This is a genomic window from Bacillus sp. NPDC077411, from assembly GCF_044543425.1.
Taxonomy (GTDB): domain Bacteria; phylum Bacillota; class Bacilli; order Bacillales; family Bacillaceae_G; genus Bacillus_A; species Bacillus_A bruguierae.
In genome coordinates this window covers 34551-55821 of record NZ_JBITWA010000013.1, presented here as the reverse complement: position 1 = coordinate 55821, position 21271 = coordinate 34551, and the positions used below count along the sequence as shown (strand labels likewise).

18 protein-coding genes are annotated in these 21271 nt (G+C 34.5%); 11 read left to right on the top strand and 7 right to left on the bottom strand.

Annotated features, from left to right (window positions below; translation table 11 throughout):
* Positions 1 to 36: 36 nt before the first annotated feature.
* The 3 genes from ACIGHG_RS16565 to fumC all read left to right on the top strand — a co-directional run bounded on the left by ACIGHG_RS16565 (position 37) and on the right by fumC (position 4246).
* Entirely contained in the window at positions 37 to 912 is an 876-nt protein-coding gene (locus tag ACIGHG_RS16565; protein ID WP_336471748.1) for a LysR family transcriptional regulator, read from the top strand.
* A 343-nt stretch (positions 913 to 1255) separates the two neighbouring features.
* On the top strand, positions 1256 to 2659 hold the full coding sequence (gene nhaC / locus ACIGHG_RS16560) for a Na+/H+ antiporter NhaC (protein WP_336471749.1): 1404 nt from the start codon (positions 1256 to 1258) through the stop codon (positions 2657 to 2659).
* Between the two features lie 198 nt (positions 2660 to 2857).
* A complete protein-coding gene (fumC, locus tag ACIGHG_RS16555) occupies positions 2858 to 4246 on the top strand; it encodes a class II fumarate hydratase (protein ID WP_336471750.1) in 1389 nt (462 codons plus the stop codon).
* Positions 4247 to 4790: 544 nt separating this feature from the next.
* On the opposite strand, the gene ACIGHG_RS16550 is transcribed toward fumC, so the two are convergent.
* Positions 4791 to 5033 carry a hypothetical protein gene (locus tag ACIGHG_RS16550; RefSeq protein ID WP_336471821.1) on the bottom strand — a complete coding sequence of 81 codons (243 nt, stop codon included), beginning with the start codon at positions 5031 to 5033 and terminating at the stop codon, positions 4791 to 4793.
* 330 nt (positions 5034 to 5363) lie between these two features.
* On the opposite strand from ACIGHG_RS16550, the gene ACIGHG_RS16545 reads away from it, so the two are divergent.
* The 7 genes from ACIGHG_RS16545 to ACIGHG_RS16515 all read left to right on the top strand — a co-directional run bounded on the left by ACIGHG_RS16545 (position 5364) and on the right by ACIGHG_RS16515 (position 11972).
* The gene (locus ACIGHG_RS16545) at positions 5364 to 6641 is read left to right on the top strand and encodes a right-handed parallel beta-helix repeat-containing protein (RefSeq protein ID WP_396549471.1); all 1278 of its coding nucleotides are present in this window, start codon (positions 5364 to 5366) and stop codon (positions 6639 to 6641) included.
* Positions 6638 to 7156 carry a nitrous oxide reductase accessory protein NosL gene (locus ACIGHG_RS16540; protein ID WP_090912249.1) on the top strand — a complete coding sequence of 173 codons (519 nt, stop codon included), beginning with the start codon at positions 6638 to 6640 and terminating at the stop codon, positions 7154 to 7156. The genes ACIGHG_RS16545 and ACIGHG_RS16540 overlap by 4 nt, the downstream gene beginning before the upstream one ends.
* A gap of 186 nt (positions 7157 to 7342) precedes the next feature.
* Complete coding sequence (locus tag ACIGHG_RS16535; protein WP_396549559.1) at positions 7343 to 8155, top strand: ABC transporter permease; 813 nt, start codon at positions 7343 to 7345, stop codon at positions 8153 to 8155.
* Positions 8152 to 8850: an ABC transporter ATP-binding protein gene (locus ACIGHG_RS16530; RefSeq protein ID WP_336471752.1), complete on the top strand. Its 699-nt coding sequence runs from the start codon at positions 8152 to 8154 to the stop codon at positions 8848 to 8850. The genes ACIGHG_RS16535 and ACIGHG_RS16530 overlap by 4 nt, the downstream gene beginning before the upstream one ends.
* A 323-nt stretch (positions 8851 to 9173) precedes the next feature.
* Positions 9174 to 9938, top strand: coding sequence for a DUF2087 domain-containing protein (locus ACIGHG_RS16525; protein WP_396549468.1), 765 nt, complete (start codon positions 9174 to 9176; stop codon positions 9936 to 9938).
* A gap of 285 nt (positions 9939 to 10223) precedes the next feature.
* Positions 10224 to 10580, top strand: a complete 357-nt coding sequence (locus ACIGHG_RS16520; protein ID WP_336471754.1) for a GIY-YIG nuclease family protein — start codon at positions 10224 to 10226, stop codon at positions 10578 to 10580.
* A 63-nt stretch (positions 10581 to 10643) separates the two neighbouring features.
* Entirely contained in the window at positions 10644 to 11972 is a 1329-nt protein-coding gene (locus ACIGHG_RS16515) for an MATE family efflux transporter (RefSeq protein WP_396549557.1), read from the top strand.
* 97 nt (positions 11973 to 12069) lie between these two features.
* Here ACIGHG_RS16515 and ACIGHG_RS16510 read toward each other — a convergent pair whose 3' ends face one another.
* A complete protein-coding gene (locus ACIGHG_RS16510) occupies positions 12070 to 12747 on the bottom strand; it encodes an HAD family hydrolase (RefSeq protein WP_396549466.1) in 678 nt (225 codons plus the stop codon).
* A gap of 208 nt (positions 12748 to 12955) precedes the next feature.
* Positions 12956 to 13966 carry a ketoacyl-ACP synthase III gene (locus tag ACIGHG_RS16505; protein ID WP_396549464.1) on the bottom strand — a complete coding sequence of 337 codons (1011 nt, stop codon included), beginning with the start codon at positions 13964 to 13966 and terminating at the stop codon, positions 12956 to 12958.
* Between the two features lie 328 nt (positions 13967 to 14294).
* On the opposite strand from ACIGHG_RS16505, the gene ACIGHG_RS16500 reads away from it, so the two are divergent.
* Positions 14295 to 15161 carry an SMP-30/gluconolactonase/LRE family protein gene (locus tag ACIGHG_RS16500; RefSeq protein ID WP_396549462.1) on the top strand — a complete coding sequence of 289 codons (867 nt, stop codon included), beginning with the start codon at positions 14295 to 14297 and terminating at the stop codon, positions 15159 to 15161.
* A 105-nt stretch (positions 15162 to 15266) separates the two neighbouring features.
* On the opposite strand, the gene ACIGHG_RS16495 is transcribed toward ACIGHG_RS16500, so the two are convergent.
* The 4 genes from ACIGHG_RS16495 to ACIGHG_RS16480 form a co-directional block, all read right to left on the bottom strand.
* Positions 15267 to 17819, bottom strand: a complete 2553-nt coding sequence (locus ACIGHG_RS16495) for an ABC transporter permease (protein WP_336471756.1) — start codon at positions 17817 to 17819, stop codon at positions 15267 to 15269.
* Positions 17810 to 18550, bottom strand: coding sequence for an ABC transporter ATP-binding protein (locus tag ACIGHG_RS16490; RefSeq protein ID WP_090912238.1), 741 nt, complete (start codon positions 18548 to 18550; stop codon positions 17810 to 17812). The genes ACIGHG_RS16495 and ACIGHG_RS16490 overlap by 10 nt, the downstream gene beginning before the upstream one ends.
* The gene (locus ACIGHG_RS16485; RefSeq protein WP_336471758.1) at positions 18498 to 19739 is read right to left on the bottom strand and encodes a peptidase; all 1242 of its coding nucleotides are present in this window, start codon (positions 19737 to 19739) and stop codon (positions 18498 to 18500) included. Before ACIGHG_RS16485 ends, ACIGHG_RS16490 begins: the two co-directional genes overlap by 53 nt.
* Positions 19740 to 19805: 66 nt before the next feature.
* The gene (locus ACIGHG_RS16480; RefSeq protein ID WP_396549459.1) at positions 19806 to 21260 is read right to left on the bottom strand and encodes a radical SAM protein; all 1455 of its coding nucleotides are present in this window, start codon (positions 21258 to 21260) and stop codon (positions 19806 to 19808) included.
* Positions 21261 to 21271 lie beyond the last annotated feature (11 nt).

Sequence of the window (21271 nt, the reverse complement as noted above, 5' to 3'; positions counted from 1 at the left end):
TATTATCAATAAAATCGATAGAGATTAGGTGTAAAATTGGAAATAAAAGAGTTAAATACATTTAAAAAGATTATTGAAGAAGGAACTTTTTCACTTGCAGCTAAAAAATTAAACTATGCTCAATCAACGGTAACAACACATATAAAAAAATTAGAAAATGAGCTTGGCTTTCTTTTATTTGAACGAGGGTGGGATGCTCGATTAACAGATGAAGGTGTATTATTTGCTGAGGAAGTAGATAACTTATTAATGCATTGGGATTATTCTGTATCTCAAGCGCAGCGCATAAGTAATGAAGAGAAGGGGGATTTAAGAATAGGATTATTGGAATCAGTTGCAGAAAAATTAATTCCACCTATATTAAAATATTTAAACGATAAGAAACCATACATACATTGTGATTTTGTCGTGGGAAATACAGCGCTTTTATCACAAATGATCGATCAAAATAAGATTGATTTTGCCGTTTGTGGAAACAACAAAAATATTTCCAATGTAAATTTTACTCCACTTTGCAAAGAACAAATCGAATTTATAGTAAGTAATCCAAATCATCCAGTATTATCAAAAGAATTAGTTGAAATATCTGATATTATTAATTATCCCATTTTGGTTGGAGAGAATAGTTGTTATTATTATCAATCTGTGAATGCTTTTTTATCAGAGAACAATTTATCTTTTAAAAGAGTCTATAATTGTAGTGCCCTGCATCTTATTCCACAAATGGTTTTTGGGGATGCGATAGGTATAATCCCTAAGGGAACTATTTTAAAACAAAATTCAATATCATTTAAGGTTGAGGGATTTGATCCTAAAATGCCTATAGGATTAGTAATTTCTTCTAAAAAAAGAAACTATTTAAGCCAAACAAAACAGCAACTTATGAAATTGATTGAATCGATGTTGTTATAAATAACGTTTTCGATTACTTATTATCTAAGTTGATTTGATTAAATACATCATACAAATCTTTAAAAGTTGAGAATACAAAAAGAAGCTATTTTTATCAATTTTAAAATAGCTTTTTTTTTTATGACTCGGATTGAATATGATGAGATATGAAAAAATAATGTAATTTTTAAAAATTAGCATTGCGAAATACAGGTTGTACTTTTAAAATAAAAAGGTCGTGTATTTATTATACTAAAAAAACAAATCGGAATAATGTGAATATTTATGTTTTATCTAGTTATGTTTATGTAAAAATAACTAAACGACATGCATCATGTTATTGCTTCATAAGGAGAGAAGAAATTTGAAAAGTGTAAGATTACCATCGATGATCGAAATCATCATTCTTTTGTTGTTATTTTTAGGCGTTGTCTTTTCATTTCAGACAATTTTTGATTTACCGATTCAGCTTGCGTTATTTATTTCATGGTTTCTTGTCATTGCGCTTGGATTAAGACTTGGGTTTCGTTATCAAGAATTACAAGATGCAATTACAAAAGGAATTTCGAATGGACTTGAAGCAATTTTAATATTAGTAGCGGTTGGTTCTCTTATTGGAACTTGGATTGCTGGTGGTGTTGTGCCAACACTTATTTATTATGGTTTAGAATTTATTCACCCAAGTATCTTTCTATTAGCGACATTAATTATTTGTTCGATTACATCTATCGCAACAGGTACTTCTTGGGGGACGGTAGGTACAGCTGGTATTGCCATGATGGCAATCGGGGAAGGACTTGGATTACCACTTCCTCTTGTAGCTGGTGCAGTTCTATCTGGTGCATATTTTGGAGATAAATTATCACCATTATCTGATAGCACCGTACTTGCAGCTTCTATGGCGAAAGTAGATGTTATTGCGCACGTTCGTGCTATGTTGTATTTAGATATTCCAGCTTATATTATTACCGGTATTATGTTTACAGTTGCCGGCTGGATATATGGCGGGAAAAATGTAGATTTAGAAAAAGTAGATTTCCTAAAGGCATCTTTACTAAAACAATTTGATATTCACATTTGGATGCTCGTTCCAGCGGTCGTTGTCATTATACTGTTAGCGATGAAACGTCCATCTATGCCTACAATTGCAATGGGTGCTCTTCTTGGTGCCATCTGGGCAGCTGTGTTCCAAGGCATGCCTTTTGGAGAAGCGATTGGCACAGCTTACAAAGGATTTTCTATTGATTCTGGTATCGATTTCATTGATAAGTTATTAAATCGCGGCGGAATTGAAGGAATGCTCAGCTCAGTTGCTGTTATTATTTTCGGACTTGGTTTTGGTGGTTTACTAGAAAAGCTTGGCGTTTTGAAAGTTATTGTTTCGAAGTTTGAGAAAAAATTAACATCTGCAGGTAATGTAACACTTTCGACTTTAATTGTTGCATTTTTAGCAAACGTATTTGGCTGCGCCATGTATGTATCATTAATTTTAACGCCAAAAATTATGGAAGAAAGCTACGATAAATTAAAATTAGATCGCCGCATTTTAGCTCGTAACTCAGAAGTCGGTGGAACGCTCACATCAGGAATGGTTCCATGGTCTGATAACGGTATTTTTATGGCGGGTATTCTAGGCGTTTCGACGTTATCTTATCTGCCATTTATGTGGCTGAGCTTTGTATCATTAGCGCTTGCTGTTATTTACGGATATACAGGTAAATTTATTTGGTATGTAAATGATGTAGAGAAAGAAAAGCAAGTATCATAGTATGAAAAAATCATCCTTTCGCTTATAGCGGGGATGATTTTTTGTTTTTATGGGCTAATTTAATATCTTTGTGCAGTAATTTATATTATCAAAATCATCATTCAATAGATGACTTTCATTTTTAGTGGTAATATTTATTATTTTTAGTGTTTTCAGTAAAATGAAAGAGAAGGTATTTAATTCTAAGGGGATGAAAATATGGAGTACAGAATTGAAAGAGATACATTAGGAGAAATGAAAGTTCCAGCTGATAAATTATGGGCAGCACAAACGCAGCGTAGTAAGGAGAACTTTCCAATTGGAACAGAGTGTATGCCGCTTGAAATTGTTCGGGCATTTGCAATTTTAAAGAAAAGTGCAGCGATTAGTAATCAAAAGTTAGGGAAGCTAGCAGACGAAAAGGCAAATGCAATTGTAGAGGCAGTTGATGAAATTTTATCGGGAAAATGGGATGAGCATTTTCCGCTTGTTGTTTGGCAGACAGGAAGTGGTACACAATCTAATATGAATGTGAATGAAGTGATTGCTAACCGTGGAAATCAAATTTTAAGAGAAAAAGAGCTTGATCTACATATTCATCCAAACGATGATGTAAATATGTCTCAAAGCTCAAATGATACATTTCCAACAGCACTTCATATTGCGTGCGTGATAGCTGTAGAAGAGCAAGTATTACCAGCAGTAGAAAAATTAAAAGGCACGTTAAAAGAAAAAGTAAACGAGTTCTCTCATATAATTAAAATTGGTCGTACTCATTTGCAGGATGCAACGCCGTTAACGTTAGGTCAAGAAGTGAGTGGCTGGCATCGTATGCTTGAAAAGACAGAGCGGATGATTATAGAAAGTAGTACATATATGAAAGAGCTTGCAATTGGTGGTACTGCGGTTGGAACAGGGATTAATGCCCACCCAAAATTCGGTGATATGGTTGCAGAAGAAATTAGTAATTTCACAGGAAAACATTTTGTATCAGCACTAAATAAATTTCATGCGTTAACAAGTCATGACGAAGTTGTTTATACGCACGGGGCATTAAAAGCGTTAGCAGCGGATGTAATGAAAATTGCAAACGATGTCCGCTGGCTTGCAAGCGGACCGCGTAGCGGCCTTGGGGAAATTACGATTCCAGTCAATGAGCCAGGGAGCTCTATTATGCCAGGAAAAGTAAATCCAACGCAAAGTGAAGCTTTAACGATGGTTGCAGCACAGGTCATGGGAAATGATGCAACAATCGGCTTTGCGGCAAGTCAAGGAAACTTTGAGTTAAATGTCTTTAAGCCAGTCATTGCTTATAATTTCTTACAATCTGCTAGATTATTAGCAGATGCGCTTGTTTCATTTAATGATAAATGTGCAGTAGGTATTGAAGCAAATGAAGAAATTACCAGACAGCACTTAAATAACTCGTTAATGCTTGTAACAGCGTTAAATCCGCACATCGGTTATGAAAATGCAGCAAACATTGCCAAGCATGCACATAAAGAGGGATTAACACTAAAAGAAGCGGCACTGCAATCAGGTTTGTTAACAGAAGAACAATTTGATGAAATTGTAGATCCGAAGAAAATGATTGAGCCGAAGGAATGAAATACTTTATAAAAGGTAGGGTTCTCAAGTGAGGATCCTATTCTTTTAGTTTATCCCGCTATTTTTGGGCAGTAATACTCCCACCTCAAAATTCAGCGAAAGCATTGTCCAGCTCCAGTGGCTAGAATGTTCGGTGGGAGATAAACGGCTGGCATGCGCCCGATTGGTGAGGATTGATTAAAGTTTCACTTTATAAAGGGATTATATATATGAATCAGTTTCATAATTGTTTCTTTTCCTGAGTTGGATTGGCAGAATTTTAGAAGTATGTTTTTTGAAAATACTAAGCGGTTTTTCCATCATGTAAGTAGTTTAGAAAAGATAAAATGAAATTTCCATTAGTATGGATCTTACTGCCCACGAATAGCGGAATAAAAAAATCTCCGTTATAAACGGAGATTAGAAGGAAAGAAAGAATAAAGTTGTATTTTGAATCTATTACTAATTTGGGGGCAATATAAGATTATATTTTCCTTAAGTTTTAAATAAATAATGAAACAACTTTTTGATGCATTTTATTAATCTCTGCAAGCAATTCGTGTTTTTAATAGACGCGAAAAAACAAACCAGTAAGTTCAGAGTTAACACTAAAATCATCATTTAACGTGATAGAGAAACAAGCAGTTAAAGGTAACGTAATTACGACAGATCCATCTGCTTTTACTTCGATTGTAGGACTTGTCCCACATGCATCAGCACAATCCACAACTACTTCAGTTTCACTACCTGGTGTAATGGTAATTGTAAGACATATATCAAAACAAACATTCTCTTTTGTACAAGCCATCATTTTCCCTCCTTTAATAGAATTCACTGATAGATTATGTAATAAAGAGAGAAAATGTACCTTATAATTCATATATTAAGTTTAAAATGGGGTATATACTCTATATTTTCTCTTGAAAAATGTTGTTATTATTTATGGCTTATATTCTTTATTAACAACATTTGCTCTTATTTTTCTTTCTATATATAGAATCCACTTATCGATTTAACTAAGTTGCACTTTATAGTGAAAAAATATTATTTTCCAAATCATACAAAATTACTTCACAAATTCCACACAATTGTTTGTTATCCTTCATATAGGTCGACTTGATTTAGAGGAGATTGCCATATGAAAATAACTCGAGTTTTTTTTCTCTTTTGTATAATTTTTTTAAGTTTTTCATTCCATACTTATGCACAGGATACGTTACAATCTCAAATTAACGCTGCTCCTGAATATGGAATTGTAAAAATACCGAGTGGTGTCTATAACGAGACACTCGTTCTTTCAAAGCCTGTTACTTTAGAAGGGACAGGGGAAGTCACTGTTCGTTCTTGTAGTAAAGAACCTGTTATTACGGTAAAAGGACAATCTATCACCCTGAAGCATATAAAGGTAGAACAATGCAGCAGTAGAGCAGACACGGAGGCTATTCGTGTTACTGGTAAGAATCATAGGTTGAATAATCTTCAAATCTACACAAAGCAGTTCGGGATTAAATTTAACGAGACAAATGATACGGTTGTAGAAGGTGGTTTTATTAAAGGGAATTCGAAAGGAAACGGAATCGACTTATGGGAATCAAATAACAATATGATTCAAGGAGTCGAGATTGATAGAGTAAGAGATGGCATTTATATTGAAAATAGCCATTTTAATCGAATAACTCGCAATGCTATCGGAAATTCTCGTTATGGCATACATATTATGTTTTCTAATCACATAACCGTACAGGATAACAAGTCTCACAACAATATTACAGGTGCCATGGTGATGGGAACAAAAGAGACAAAAATTAAAAGGAACGAGTTAACTTTCAATAATCGTAATGTTAATGCACAGGGTTTATTGCTGTATGATGCAGAGAAAACAGAAGCGATTGGCAATCGAATTTCTTATAATCGTGTTGGAATGTATGTGGAAAATGCAAATAACAACCGTATTTCAGATAATGAAGTAAATGGGAATTTTATTGGCATGCAATTTAAAAATGCTAATGAAAATAATGTGTCTGACAATGTCTTTATTGGAAATGTAAATGAGTCTCAAGCGATAAACAGCACTGAAAACAAAATTATACATAATTATTGGGACGCATCCTTGAAACTGGATACAAAGGGAAATGGTATTAGCAGCATTCCGCACAGAGCAGATCCATTTTTTCTAACACTAACAAATGAAGTCCCCGAATATCAGTTGTTTTTCCAAGCACCTGGTATGCTTGTACTCCAAGCATTGTTAAAAAGTCCTGAAAATCAAGTTTTAACTGATTATGAACCTAGGATGACAATTAGAGGGGAAAAGGAAGAAAACAATTCTTCATTTAAGATGCAAATCGGAATAATCAGTATGAGTATGTTAGCAATAAGTATTACTTTATTTAAAATTGGGAGGAAAAGAAGATGAAATGGAAAGGTTTGTTTATTACAATAGTTGCAGCTCTTTTATTGACAGTAGTTGGCTGCGGGAAAAAGGAAGTTAAGCCAGTATCAATTGACGAGAAAACTGATAAATGTGCCAACTGTAATATGGCTGTGACGAACGATCAGTTTGGAACAGAAGTAATTCTTGAAAACGGTAAATCATTAAAATTTGATGATCTTGGTTGTATGTACAAATGGATGAATAAAAACAAGAACGAAAAGTTGCAGGCAAAATTTGTACGTGATTACAATACAAAAGAGTGGGTTGAAGTAGAGAAAGCGACTTATGTTTATGACAAAGATATTAAAACACCGATGGCTTATAATGTGATTTCTTTCAAAGATAAAAAAGATGCAGAAAGCTTTGTCTCTAAAAATAAAGGTGAAGTGTTAGAAGCAAAAGATTTGGAAAAGCATGAATGGAAAAAGAACATGGATATGATGATGAAAATAAAAGAAGAGAATGCAAAGAAAAAGGATATGAATCATTCTCATTAATAAAAAAGGACAACCGTTCCGGTTGTCCTTTTTTATCCTGCAATAAGAGGGAGTTAGCCCCACTTTAAGATTGAGAGAGAAGAAAATAGGTGGGGGCTAACTGCTGGCATGCGCCCGATTGGTTCAATTAACCATCAGTGGGAGACTCCACTGATGGAAGTTTCACATTATGGAAAGAGGGATATTATGTGGCACATTTGGCAATCTGAGTGGCGAATCACGATAAGACAACGTTCATCTTATACATTTGTCATTCTTTGGACGAGCGTTTTGTCTTTACTATTTTTATTGGAGCGAAATACACCTACTATAACAGGATACACAAATATGACAGGTACAATGGTGAATTTAGTGCTGTATATTATACCGTTATTTATGCTTATTATCAGTTCTTTTTCTATTGCAAATGAAATGGAAAACGGACAGTGGCGGTTATTAAGTACGTATCCCATTTCTAGTGTTGCTTATGTAATGGGAAAAGCATTCGGGCAATTTACAGCGCAGCTCATTATTTTTACACTTAGTTATGGTATAAGTCTTATAATTGGTCTCATTAGTGGAAGTGCATTATCTATTAAATGGGTGCTAGCTCTTTATATATTCTCAATAGTATTAATGCTTTTCTTTCTAATAATCGGTTTCGTGGTAGGTTCTTTTGTCGTAACAAGATGGCAGGCGCTAACAATATCTGTTGGGGTTTGGTTTTTCTTAATTATGATTTGGCCTACTGCACTTATTGCTGTTCTTAGCTTTGTTCCGTATCCAATGATTGCTGTGTTCCTAAAAGTAGCTTTGTTTGTTAATCCTGCTGAACTGCTTCGCATCGTATTTGTTGTTCAATTAGGTGGTGGTGCAATATTTGGACAAGCATACGATACTCTTATTACTTTCTTACAATCTGAGGCGGCGTGGGGAGTTCTCATTTTATATACACTGATATATATGGTTTTTGGCTTTACTCTCTCTGCATGGAAGTTAGAAAGGAGAAAAATGCAATGACACTTTTACAAGTTACAGAGGTTTCAAAAGAATATAAGACAAAACAAGCACTTTCTCACTTTTCACTTCAAGTAGATGCGGGAACTTGTATCGTACTATGCGGCGGAAACGGTGCAGGAAAAAGTACACTTCTTCATATATTGGCAGGTATTTTAAAACCGACAGCAGGTACAATTGTATTAAACGGTATTGCTCTCCATGAAAACAGGAATGCATACGTGTCGCAAATTGGATATATGCCAGATGACTTCCATGCGCAGGAAATGATGACTGTGCACGAATTTCTTTCTTTTTATGGTGTGTTACGAAAGGTAAGTCAAAAACAAATACAAGAGATTTTAGAAAAAATCGGTCTGATTGAAAAGAGGAATGAACTTGTAAAACATTTATCGAAGGGAATGCGGCAACGCTTAGTATTTGGACAAGCGTTGTTAGGGAAACCGAAACTATTATTATTAGATGAACCGACAAATGGTTTGGATCCATTTTGGGTCAATGCATTCGTCGAGGTTTTACAGGACATCAAGAAGAATGGGACAATTGTTATTTTTTCCACACATATGATGGACGTGGCGGCGGAGATAGGGGATTGTATTTTGTTTATGAAAGATGGAATCGTGGCAAAGCGTATTGAACATAAAGGGAGTAAAGAGGAGAAAACACTGCATCTATTACAATTGCACCGGCAGGGATGAAATCGAAAAAATAAAAGTTTAATAGTGATAATGAACAATAGGACTAGTATGGTAGCTAGTCCTATTTGTTGTATGTAAGCAAAAGTTGTAGTTGCTTCTTCAGTTACTGGGGAGAATAAGACCACATTGATAGAAATGTTGTTTTATTGAAAGGCATAAAATTCCCTTTTGATTTTTATGAAACATAAACATTATTTAATTTTGTTTGAAGATAGGCAAACGATATGTTGGAATGTTTGTTTTTGTTATGATATTATAAATAAAAATAAACTAAATCATAATTTGTTTGTTTTTAAAATAAACTTTTTAGGGGATTGTTTAGCATGAATGATATTTCAGAATGGTTTTGGAATGCCACGGTTGATGAATTGAAAAAAGGATATGTATTTGAGAAAGACACTGAAGAATACGTTTGTTTAGCTTGCGGAGAAAAATTTATGAAAGGTATTATTTATCAAGAACAGAACGTTTTTTATGAAGCGGAGAAATTTACACAACTTCATATCGCAAACGAACATATTTCTATGTTCGACTATTTATTAGGGTTAGATAAGAAGTTAACAGGTTTAACAGATTTACAGAAGAAGATGATACAGTTCTTTCATATGGGTTTAAACGATAAAGAAATTGTGAAGGAAATGGACGGTGGAAGCACTTCAACTATTCGGAACCATCGTTTTACATTAAGGGAGAAGATGAAACAAGCAAAAGTGTTTCTTGCGCTTATGGAACTGTCAGAAGAAAAAGCAACGAATCAACCTAAAATTCTCCCTATTCATCGTACAGCTACGATGGTTGACCAGCGGTATGACATTACAGAAGCAGAGAGTGAAGAAGTTTTAAAATTGCATTTTACAGAAGGATTAGACGGACCGCTCTCTACATTTCCGAAGAAACAAAAGCGAAAGCTCATTATTTTGAAACATTTAGTCACAAAGTTTGATAGTAATCAAAAATATACAGAAAAAGAAGTTAATGAGATTTTAGAAAATGTATACCCTGATTATGTCACGTTAAGAAGGTATTTAATTGAATATGGTTTCCTCGATAGAACAGCAGATGGAGATCAGTACTGGGTGAAATTATAGAGAATAATATAAATGCAAATTTAAAAATCAATATAAAAACCCTGTTTTTTTTAGGTGGGCGAGAGCATCTGGTCGTGAATAGAAGCGGTCAGGGCCTTTTTCTACCACATGCCAGGTTTAAAACAAAAGGAGAAAGCAAGTAGCGGTCATGGTGTATTCTGCATAGCAGCGACTTACAAAGAAAAGCGGAAGCGGCTCGCTCAGAACAAGAGGGGGCAGAGCTAGACAAAGATGTCGAAAAAATAAAATGGATATATATAGATGAAGTTGAAAGGAGAAAGGAAATTGAATAGAAAAAAAGAATTAAAACAAATGTATAAAGAAACAAAAACAGAAGCGGGTATTTATTGTATTAGAAATACAAAGAACGAAAAAGTGTATGTAGAGAGTACAAGGGATTTAAAAACGATGAGTGGAAGACGACTTTTACTTAATATGGGTTCTCATACGAATAAGGCATTGCAAGATGATTGGAAGGAATACGGGACAGATGCTTTTGAGTTTGAAATATTAGAAGTGTTGAAAAAGAAAGAAACGGGATATTTTAATGAAAAAGAAGAATTAAAGAAACTAGAAGAGAAGTGGTTAGAGAAATTGCAGCCATATGGAGAGCGAGGATATAACCGCGAAATCTCTCGATAAAAGGGGTTATGAAACTTGAAAATAACTGAAGAAGGAACAGAAAGTAAACCAATATGGCGTTCTATGGCTATGTTTCTTATTCCTTTACTGTTAAGTAATGTATTGCAGTCACTTGGACAGTTGTTTGGTATGGTAGTGGTAGGGCGTTGGCTTGGTATGATTGAATTAGCTGCTATTTCGGCTTTCTTTCCGTTATTTTTTCTACTTATTTCATTTGTAATTGGGATTGGTTCTGGTAGCTCGATTTTAATTGGTCAGGCTTTTGGGGCTCGTAATGAAGAGCGCTTAAAGGCCATTGTCGGTACAACGTTGACATTTACGTTTGTACTTGGAGCAATTTTAGCAGTAGTGGGTAGTATGTTCGCAATGGATATTATGCGACTTGTTGGTACGCCGGAAAATATTATTGATATAAGTGTTCATTATGCACGAATTTTATTTATTTCCATGCCAGTGCTATTTTTGTATTTTGCATATACAACATTTATGCGCGGAGCAGGGGATTCTAAAACACCATTTTATTTTTTAATTGTGAGTACAGGACTAAATATGATATTTTTACCTATTCTTATATTTGGTTGGTTCGGCCTGCCGAAACTCGGTGTGTACGGCGCAGCATATGCTTCTGTTATATCAACAATTGTTACATTTATTATTCTGTTAGTGTATTTAAGAAAAACGAAACATCCATTACAATTTGATGCAACAGTTCGAAAGTATCTTCGCATGGATGGGGAGTTGTTAAAACTATTATTACGTCTTGGCATTCCAGCAAGTATTAATATGATACTCGTTTCATTATCAGAGATTGCCGTTATTTCGTTTGTAAATCGTTTTGGGTCAGGTGCAACGGCAGCGTATGGAGTAGTGAACCAAGTGGCAAGTTATGTACAGATGCCAGCAGTGAGCCTTGGGATTACTGTTTCCATATTTGCAGCGCAGTCCATTGGAGCAAATCAATTTGATCGCCTGCAAAAAGTAATTCGAGCAGGACTTGTTATGAACTATGTAATTGGTGGAATATTAATCTCTTTTATTTATTTGTTCTCAAAACAAATTTTAGCGCTCTTTTTAACGAGTCAGAATACCATTGATATTGCACATAGTCTCATTATGATTACATTATGGAGTTACTTAATTTTTGGTCATGCGCAAATTATTGGGGCAACAATGAGAGCGAGCGGAACTGTATTATGGCCGACTATTTTTGCGGTTATTTCAATTTGGCTTGTAGAAGTTCCGGTAGCCTATTTTCTGTCGTATCATACGAGCCTTGGAATAAAAGGAATATGGGTTGGGTATCCAGCTGCGTTTATTGTGAGTTTGCTCCTGCAATACGGATATTACAGGTTGTCGTGGAAGAAGAAGCGAATTACGCGTCTTATAAGTTAGAATCAATGACGTAGATAAGGACTCCCCTTCAGATAAGCGGTCTGAAGGAGAGTTTTGTGGTTCAAGATAAAGAATAAATTTTGCACATTTTCTTGTACTACTCCGCAATCGTACTCGTTTGTGGAAAATAACTTAATAATCTATCAAAAGAATGGATCTCGGCATATGGTTTTATTTCGGTATCATTCTCGATCATATGGGGATTGAACCAAATGCCCTTTATATTTGCATTCTGACAACCACCGATATCCTTTTCTATGTCATCTCCAACGAATAATACGTCTTCTGGTTGCACATTAAGCTTGTTTAATGCTAATTCAAATATGCGTTTGTCAGGTTTACTAAATCCCACTTCTTCAGAAATAATGATTATATCAAAACAACTATTTAAATTCGTGTTAATTATTTTAGATTTTTGTCTCTGAGTTAGGCCGTTTGTTATTATCGCAACTTTAACATGCATCTTTAGAGTATTTACGATATTTATAGTATTTTGGTTTATAGAAAAACAATGAGGGAAATTATTATTCCAAAAATCTTGAATGTAATAGCGTGGCAATCTATATTTTGGTGGGAATTCATCGAAAAATGATTCTAAAACGGTTGTTTTATCACCATAGCCGTAGCTTTTTTTATCGTATTCTTTGAATTTCTGTAACATTTCATTTTTTACTGAATGTTTAACATCCTCATAACACTTTTCTAAAATAATTAAAAACATGTTATCTACTGCCTTATCTCTATTAAGTAAGGTATCATCTAAATCAAATAGCATTGCTTTATAACCTCTCAAATAACTTCACAGCCTTTCTCATATTATATAAATAATCCTTAGTTCGTACCTTCAAACTTTTGTTTTACCAAAAAACGTTATCTTCAATTATCGCGCCCGATAATTGAAGATAAGAAAAACTGAGTTGTCGATTGGCAACCAGTTTTTAAAATCAAATTCATTTCTTTGTTCATCATTACGAAAAAATCTATCACAACGGGGTTGGAGCATTAATTAGTTGGTCAAAATTTATTTCTAAAAGTTGTCCAGCGTGAACCAAACCAGATCCAAAACCATACAAAAGAACTCGATCCCCATTCTTGACTTTTCCATGGCGGATTCCAAGATCAAGAGCTAAAGGAATTGTTGCAGCAGAGGTATTTCCAAAGTTGATTAAGCTATAAAGGGTTTTCTTCAATGGGTATTCTAATTTTTCGCAAATCGGTTCTATCAGCCTTAAGTTAGCGCTATGGGGTATAAACCAATCAACTTGATCTAAACTCGTTTGCGTTTTTTCTAGAAGCTGTCTTATATTATCAGGAACATTCCTTACAACCCATCGAAAAACTTCTCTACCATTTTGTACAAGATATTGAGTATCGATTAACTCAATCCCATTGACTTTTTTCGATAGTCCAGGTTGATATACATGTTGGGCTCCTCTTCCATCACTTCCTAGGTGGAATCCAATGAAGCTGCTTGATTGTTCATCCCTTTCAACTAATACTGCACCAGCACCATCACCAAACAAAATACATGTACTTCTATCGGTATAATCGGTAATTTTTGAGATTGTATCTGCCCCGATAACAAGTACCTTTTTGTGGAGCCTAGAAGAAATTAAACTGTGTGCTGTATGCAATGCGTAAACAAATCCTGCACACGCTGCACTTAAATCTATAGCACCTGTTTGGGATATATTTAATTTCTTCTGAATTATACTGGAGACAGATGGGAATGGAAAATCTGGCGTGCTAGTTGCCACAATAATCATATCTACATCTTCGACTTTTTTATTATATCGGTGCATCAAATCTTTTACTGCAGATACACATAAATCACTGGTAAATTCATCAGGACGAGTTATTCTACGTTCATGAATTCCTGTTCTTTGAATAATCCACTCATTATTTGTTTCAACCATTTGCTCAAGCTCAAAGTTTGTTAACTTCTTTTCAGGTACATAGGTACCAATAGCTGTAATTCGTGTTTTTGAACTCATTTATTTTTCCTCCTTTACCATTTTTATACTTGCTTATATAACTTAATATTAGTAGTAAGTGCTAATATATGTCAATAATTAAAAATGAAAATAATGGTAATTAAATGTCCGCTTGTGAAAATATAAAAAGGAGATGGATTTATGTTTAATACTCAACAAATTAAAGAAATTATTTCACATCGTTACCCGTTCTTATAAGTTGATCGTATTCTTGAAATGGGTATAGTGTGGTTTCAAATCCGCAATAATGTTTGCCATTAATAAAAATATAAAACTATTACATGTTATTATGAAAAGACAGAATATTCTTTAATGTGGAGGGATTAATTTGCTAGGTGAATTAGAACTAGTCATTGATGCAAAGGCTACTCTTGGAGAAGGGCCTTGCTGGGATAGTAAAAAGCAGTTATTGTATTGGGTCGACATTTTGGAGAAGAAAGTTCATATGTATAATCCAGTTACAAATGAAGATAAGGAAATTTTTCTTGGACAAATGGTAGGATCAGTGGCTCCGAGTGAATGTGGTGAAATGATTCTTGCTCTAGAGAATGGCTTTTATTTCTTAAATTCGGATACGGAAGAACTACGGGCTATTTGTGACCCTGAAAGTCATTTGCAAGAAAATCGTTTTAATGACGGGAAATGTGATCCGGCAGGTCGTTTTTGGGCAGGCACCACAGAAGGTGTTGGTATTGATGGAAAGGGAGCTCTTTACTGTTTAGATACCGATTTGAATGTAAAAAAGAAAGTAGAACATGTAAGTACTTCTAATGGCTTAGCGTGGTCACCAGACCATATGTATATGTATTTCATAGATACGCCGACAAGAAAAGTAGTTCGTTTTGATTATGATATTTGCACAGGTCATATTGAAAATCCACAAGATGTTGTTGTCGTGCACAAAGAAGAAGGATTTCCTGATGGAATGACAATTGATGAAGAAGGAATGTTGTGGATTGCCCATTGGGGTGGTTCTAAAGTATCGAGGTGGAATCCTATGAACGGAGAACAGCTACTAAGTATTTCTATCCCAGTCTTAAATGTAACTTCTTGCACATTTGGTGGAAGTGACTTAAACGAGTTATACATTACAACAGCCAAAATGCATACTACTGATGCAAGCGCTGGTGGAGTATTTCGAATAAAAACGAATGTAAGAGGGTGCCCTACATATCGATTTAATAGACTTTACTAAATATATTGTTTTTTGATTTTTAAAATGTAAGAAATATAAGACGAAGAAAAAACGTAGTTTGATCAAACTATGTTTTTTCTTCGTTAGATAAGGTTTTATAAATTTTTATTTGCTTTGCAATAGATGAATTGGTTTAGCTGATAAGGATTGTTTTGCTGCAATCCAAACAACAATCGCTGTTGTGATAACAGATAACAAGATGCCCAGAATAGACCAAGTTATATCAATTTTCATAGGCATTTGGAATAAGAATCGTAAAACAACTCCTGAAAAAGCTAAAGCAATTCCAGCCCCAACGAATCCGGCTGATAAGGAAATGACCGTGTTTTCTAATAAAATGGATTTCATTAAATTGCCCGAAGACATACCAACTGTCTTTATAATGGCAACATCTCGTGTTTGTTGAAGTAAGCGAATGACCACTTGATTTCCAATCGTCAGAACTGCAGTTAAGAATGCAAATAAGGCTACGATAGAAAAGAAAGCACTTTGCATACGAATAATATATTGTAGACTATCGATAGCTGTAGCGGAAATGGAGTAAGCCATTGCTGAATTTGGAAGTTTGTTGTTTAGATCTGTTAGAATGACATTCGTTTGCTTCGGATCGCTATCTATTGAATAGGTAATGCGGTTCGGCTTTCCGTATGTAGCTAATGTTTTTGTTGGAATACGAATACCTACCGTTTTCACAATACCTGATTTAAAAAACCCTACAATTTCACAACTCACCAATTCATTTCCTATTTGAATATCAACTGTATCACCTGTTTTGAGTCCTATCTTCTTATAACTATCCAACAGGATTGCTTTTTTTTCATCTGCATCTGCTGAAGTTAAATCGCGTCCTTCAGATATGGTATATGCTTTGGAAGTAAGAGAAGTATCTATACCTTCTACTGAAATTTTAGTTGAACTAAAAAATTTGTCCTCTTTTATTTTTTGGGCGAATTTAGCTGCGGCTTCTTCACCATTAATATTTTGGAGTCTTCCATCTAATTGATAGCCTTTTTTCCATGCTTTTATTTCCTTCATTGATTTAAGTTGTTTTTCAACTTTTTCTTCATCGTTCACTGAACTTGTAATTAGAAGATTTCCCATTGCTTCTTTTTCTAATTGTCCTTGAACAGATTCAATTAAATTATCAGCAAATACGTGGCTAGAAACTACAGAAACGACACCTATCGTTAAGGTAACTGCTAATAATCCATTTCGCTTATTCGTAGCTGCTATATTGTGTAAGGCAAGAAAAAGACCTTGTGGCATCCTATTTTTCATAGCCCCAATAGTTCGGAATAATAAAGCGTATATAAATCCAATCGAACGAATGAAAGAAAAGAGGAGTAACATGACTCCTGTTGTAAGTAGGAAAGCAAGAATCCATTTAAATATAAAACTACCATTTGCGCTGGTTGTAAATGCTACTTTGTAAACATAAATAGAAAGAATACTACAAACTAAAATAAAAAGTTGAAGTTTTTTTCTAAAAGGTAATGAATAATTTACATTTGTATTCTCTGTATCCCGTAACATTTGCAGAGGTGACACACGCATTCCACTTTTTACTGGTATCCATGATGCTAAAAAGGTTACGACAAATCCAACAACGATTGTAGTACCAACAACAGACCATGACATTCCCCACGTAAGAGGTAATGAAAGTACACTTGATAAATATGAGGTGAGCCAAACACTAACTAATAATCCAATTCCAATACCACCAGTTGTTCCGAGGATTGCTAACCAGAATGCTTCTAGCAAAAAATATCGAACGATAGATCGCGTTTTCATTCCTACTGATTTCATGACAGCGATATCATGTGTGCGCGTGGCAATGATTACTTTCATTGTATTTGAAGTTGTGATTGCCGCGATTCCAAGAGCTAATATGCTAAATAGTTGAAGAAATGGCAGTAACATATGCAAATCTTTTTGTTTTTCTAATTCTTTATCACGAATGTCGATTACACTGCTTTGTGGGAATTGTTCTTGCACTTTACTTTTAAAAGTAGAAACGTTAACTTTATTATGCAATACAATTAAAGCTTCATTAATTGTATTTGCTGGTACATTTAAAAGTTGTTGTGCTTGATTTAAATGTAGATAAGCTGTTCCAAAGATAGAAGCATCACCATAAGATTCTTGAACGCCTTCGACAAGCCCACGAATTTTATAAGAAGACATCGCTCCGGTAGAACGATTCGGAATCTCCACATTATCTCCGACTTTCACTTGTAAACGATCCGCAGTACTTTTTGATAAAAGCACTTCATTCTCTTGTAAATTACGAACATTCGGAAACTGATTATCTCCATACAGCGGATATTGCTTTGGTTCTATACCCTTTATTATTAAGCTTGTTGTTTTTTTATCAGACTTTACCATACTCTGACCTAATAAAGAAGTTGTAAGTGCTTTTTGTTCTTCTTTGGGAACAGAAGAGATCAATGTATCACGGTTAACAGGGTTTAAGTAGGATTGAATAGCTACGTCTCCTCCTAAAAGAATTTTAGAGGATTCGTGAATAGAACGAGGAACTAATTCGACTAACAGTGACATTGAGAAAAAGCTAGCTACCCCAATTACAATACTGAACATAGTAAAGAGGGTTCTCAAACGATTTCGTACTAAACTACGTAATGCTGATTTTAGTAACATGACGTTGTTTCACCTTCTTTGGGAGTTGTATGATTATTCACGTTTTCTTGAATTAACAATCCATCTTCTATTTGTAAAATACGATCTGAAAGCTTTGCTACATAAGAATCATGTGTAGCGATAATAAAAGTCATGTTAAGTTGATCACGTAGTTGAAAGATTAAATCCAAAATAGTTTGTCCCGTTTTCGTATCTAAATTACCAGTAGGTTCATCTGCAATAACAATAGCGGGGTTGTTTACTAATGCACGTGCAATTGCAACGCGTTGTTGCTGACCTCCTGATAGCTGGCTTGGTAAATGATGATAACGTTCTTTCATCCCAACAAGATCGAGCATCTCTCTTGCCTTATGTATCATTTCTTTTCGACTCTTCATCCCGGCGCACATAAGTGCCATCATTACATTTTCCTCGGCTGTCATTGTTGTTACTAAATTATAGGATTGAAAAACAAAACCAATTTTTTTTGCACGAAAATCTGCTAAATTTTCTTCAGATAGGGATGTAATATCCTGTTGATCAATCATAATGCGTCCTTCGCTTGGGGTGTCTAATGATCCTAATATCCCGAGTAATGTAGATTTTCCACTTCCACTAGGACCTATAATACTAACCACTTCTCCTCGGTAAAATTGTGTATCAATTCCTTTTAAAATATGGATGATTCCTGCTTCCGTTTCATAATTTTTCTTTATTCCCTGTACTTGAAGAATAGGGTGTTTTGTTGTCATCCTTTGTTCCTCCAGACTTTTTGAATTTTAGTGCGAAGACAATTATGGTTCTAATTAAAACTATAATGATTACAATGAACAAACCTTTTGCATTTCCCCAAGTAAAAGATTCTATAGATGTTAATAAATAAAAGATGTATCGAATAATGAACCATATGGCAGTAATGACTGAACAAAAATATATACTGGCATATGTGAGAAATGCTATTTTGTAGTGTTTACTCATATTCCGAATGGTATCATTGAATTGCTCTTTATAATCAGGTTTGAAAAACAAGTATCCTAGTAAACCGCTTTTTACCAATTTGAAAGTTCTAGTATGCAAGTTTGCGATTCCTAGAATGTCGGTTAGAGCCCAAAAGCCATCATATTGTAAAAATGGATATAAGTTATATAAAACTGTAATGAGAATAAATTGATTTGCTACAAAAAGTTCTTGATACCCTGAAATCCAATAGCATAATTCTAAAAATATAAATATCCATAATTCAAAATAAATTCCCCCGAGATCAATAATTACTCTATACTTCCTAGGTAATCGCCAAGCATCACTTAAATCAACAAATAAAACAGGTCTCATCATATAAAGACCAGCTCCAACATCCTTTGGTTTTATCCCATAACGATAAGCGGCAACTATATGACCAAATTCGTGGATAATTATAGAAAATAAAAGTAGAAAAATTGCAATGAAAAATTTAGATACTGATCCAAATGTGTTAGCTATATTTTCAGTATTAATTTGAAAAAAATAATGTATTAGACTTATACTGAAACAAATGCAGAATAAAAATAATGCTCCCCATGAAAAAACGAATTTGAAATATTGAGACGCTTTTTGTAAGCGTGATGCATGGAATATTGCTATTCTAAATGTAATTGCAGAGTGATGAGATGCTCTTTTTTCTGAACCAACTAAAATTCCCTTTGGCAATAAATGCCCATTTATAAGCTCTTCTAATTCGCTTATAGTTATATGTCCACCATAATCATTCTGTACAATTGTACAAATATCCTCTATTGAACTTGTTCCATCCATATAATTAAATAGGTTTTTTAATGATTCTGTAACTTTTATCTGTAACCCGTTATCAAATTTAATTAAATAACGGGGCCCGTCCTCCCAAACATCCATATTGTAAACTTTATAAGGGATTAGTTTTGGGAAAAAGATTTGTGAGGTTGTCAAATTTGTCACATCCTTTGAGAAGAAGTAACCCCACAATGATAAAGATGTTTGTGGAGTTAGATATTTTTATTTGATTAGTTCTAAAAAAGCTGTTTCGTTTTGTTTTATATAAGTTGAAATTGTTTGATGTGAGTCATTACAATAAGGTTTATTAATGGCACCATTACGCATTAGATTGGCATAAGCGCAGCCCCCGCCACAAAATAATGAAATGCTACAGCTAATACATTGCTTTGAATCAGTGATATCTTGATCCCAAATGGCATGTTTGCTAGGATCTAGATTATATTCAGGGAAAAAAGAACCTACTGCTGTTTGGGGTTTACCCACTGCTTCTGGACAAGCATATATTAGACCTTCTGCACCAAACGCATAAAAACGATGTTCTCGTGCGCTGCATTCTTTAAAATAAGGTAAGCTATGCATAACAGGAGAACATGAATCGAGTTCGCTTACCTTTTCCCAATCAAAAGTACGTATAGCTTGACGGATCCTAGAAGTACGAATATTAAGGTCTGTACCGAGTTTGGCATTAAATTTATCCATAAAGTCCTCTAAATCTCCAAAAATATTATAGATTTCGGCCAGTAGTTCATGCTCTGGAAGATGGTTTGGTAGATTGTCTCCATAATGGTCTGTAACAGGGGATACCTGCCAACCAAAGTTAGGATAATTATGCCAATTTTTGTTTTCGATAAAAGTAGCTAATTCTTCTAAATGCTCGAGGTTATCTTTATTTACATTGGTACGCAAACCCACTGCGAAGCCGCGTTCTAATGCCATTGAGATATTAGCGGTAATTCGATCGAATGTTCCGGTACCACCTGCTGTAATACGCCGTTGATCATGTATATGTTTTGGACCATCAATAGAAATTTGAAAATAATCCCAGTTATCTTTGTAGGGTTCTAAAAAATCTAAAAATTCGTGTAAGAACGTACCGTTTGTAATTGCATACATGCGAAATCCATATTCTTTGGTTGCACGTTGAACCACTCTTTCGACAGTTTTTCGAGTTGTTGGTAATAATGGTTCACCACCATATAGCATCATACGATGGGTCGCATCTTTAAAGCGTCCACGCTCATTCTCCATAGATAAAATGTTGTCCACTGCTTGAAACATTTTATCTACTTCTGTAGATGTTAAAGCATGTGAGATTTTATGTATGTCATGACCTTGGTAACAATAAGGACATCGAAGATTACACATATATGTTGTACATACGTTGAATGTAACACCGGAATTGCTGCTTGCTAAAGATTGGGTCATCCGATCACGAATAATAGTAAGTGTGTTTAATTCTTCATCACGATCCTTAAAAAGGTAACCGCGTTTTGTTAAAAAAGAGAGGAGTTCCTCTAATTCAGGATAAGGAGTTAAATTTTTATTACGCCTAATATCATCTAAAACTTTTTTTATGTCCGCATTAATTACATCAAGGGCACCGCTTAGTGAGTTTATTAAAACAAAATTTCCATCAGATAATTTATATGTTGAATTATAAGTGCTTGCAATCATAGCTTAGTCTC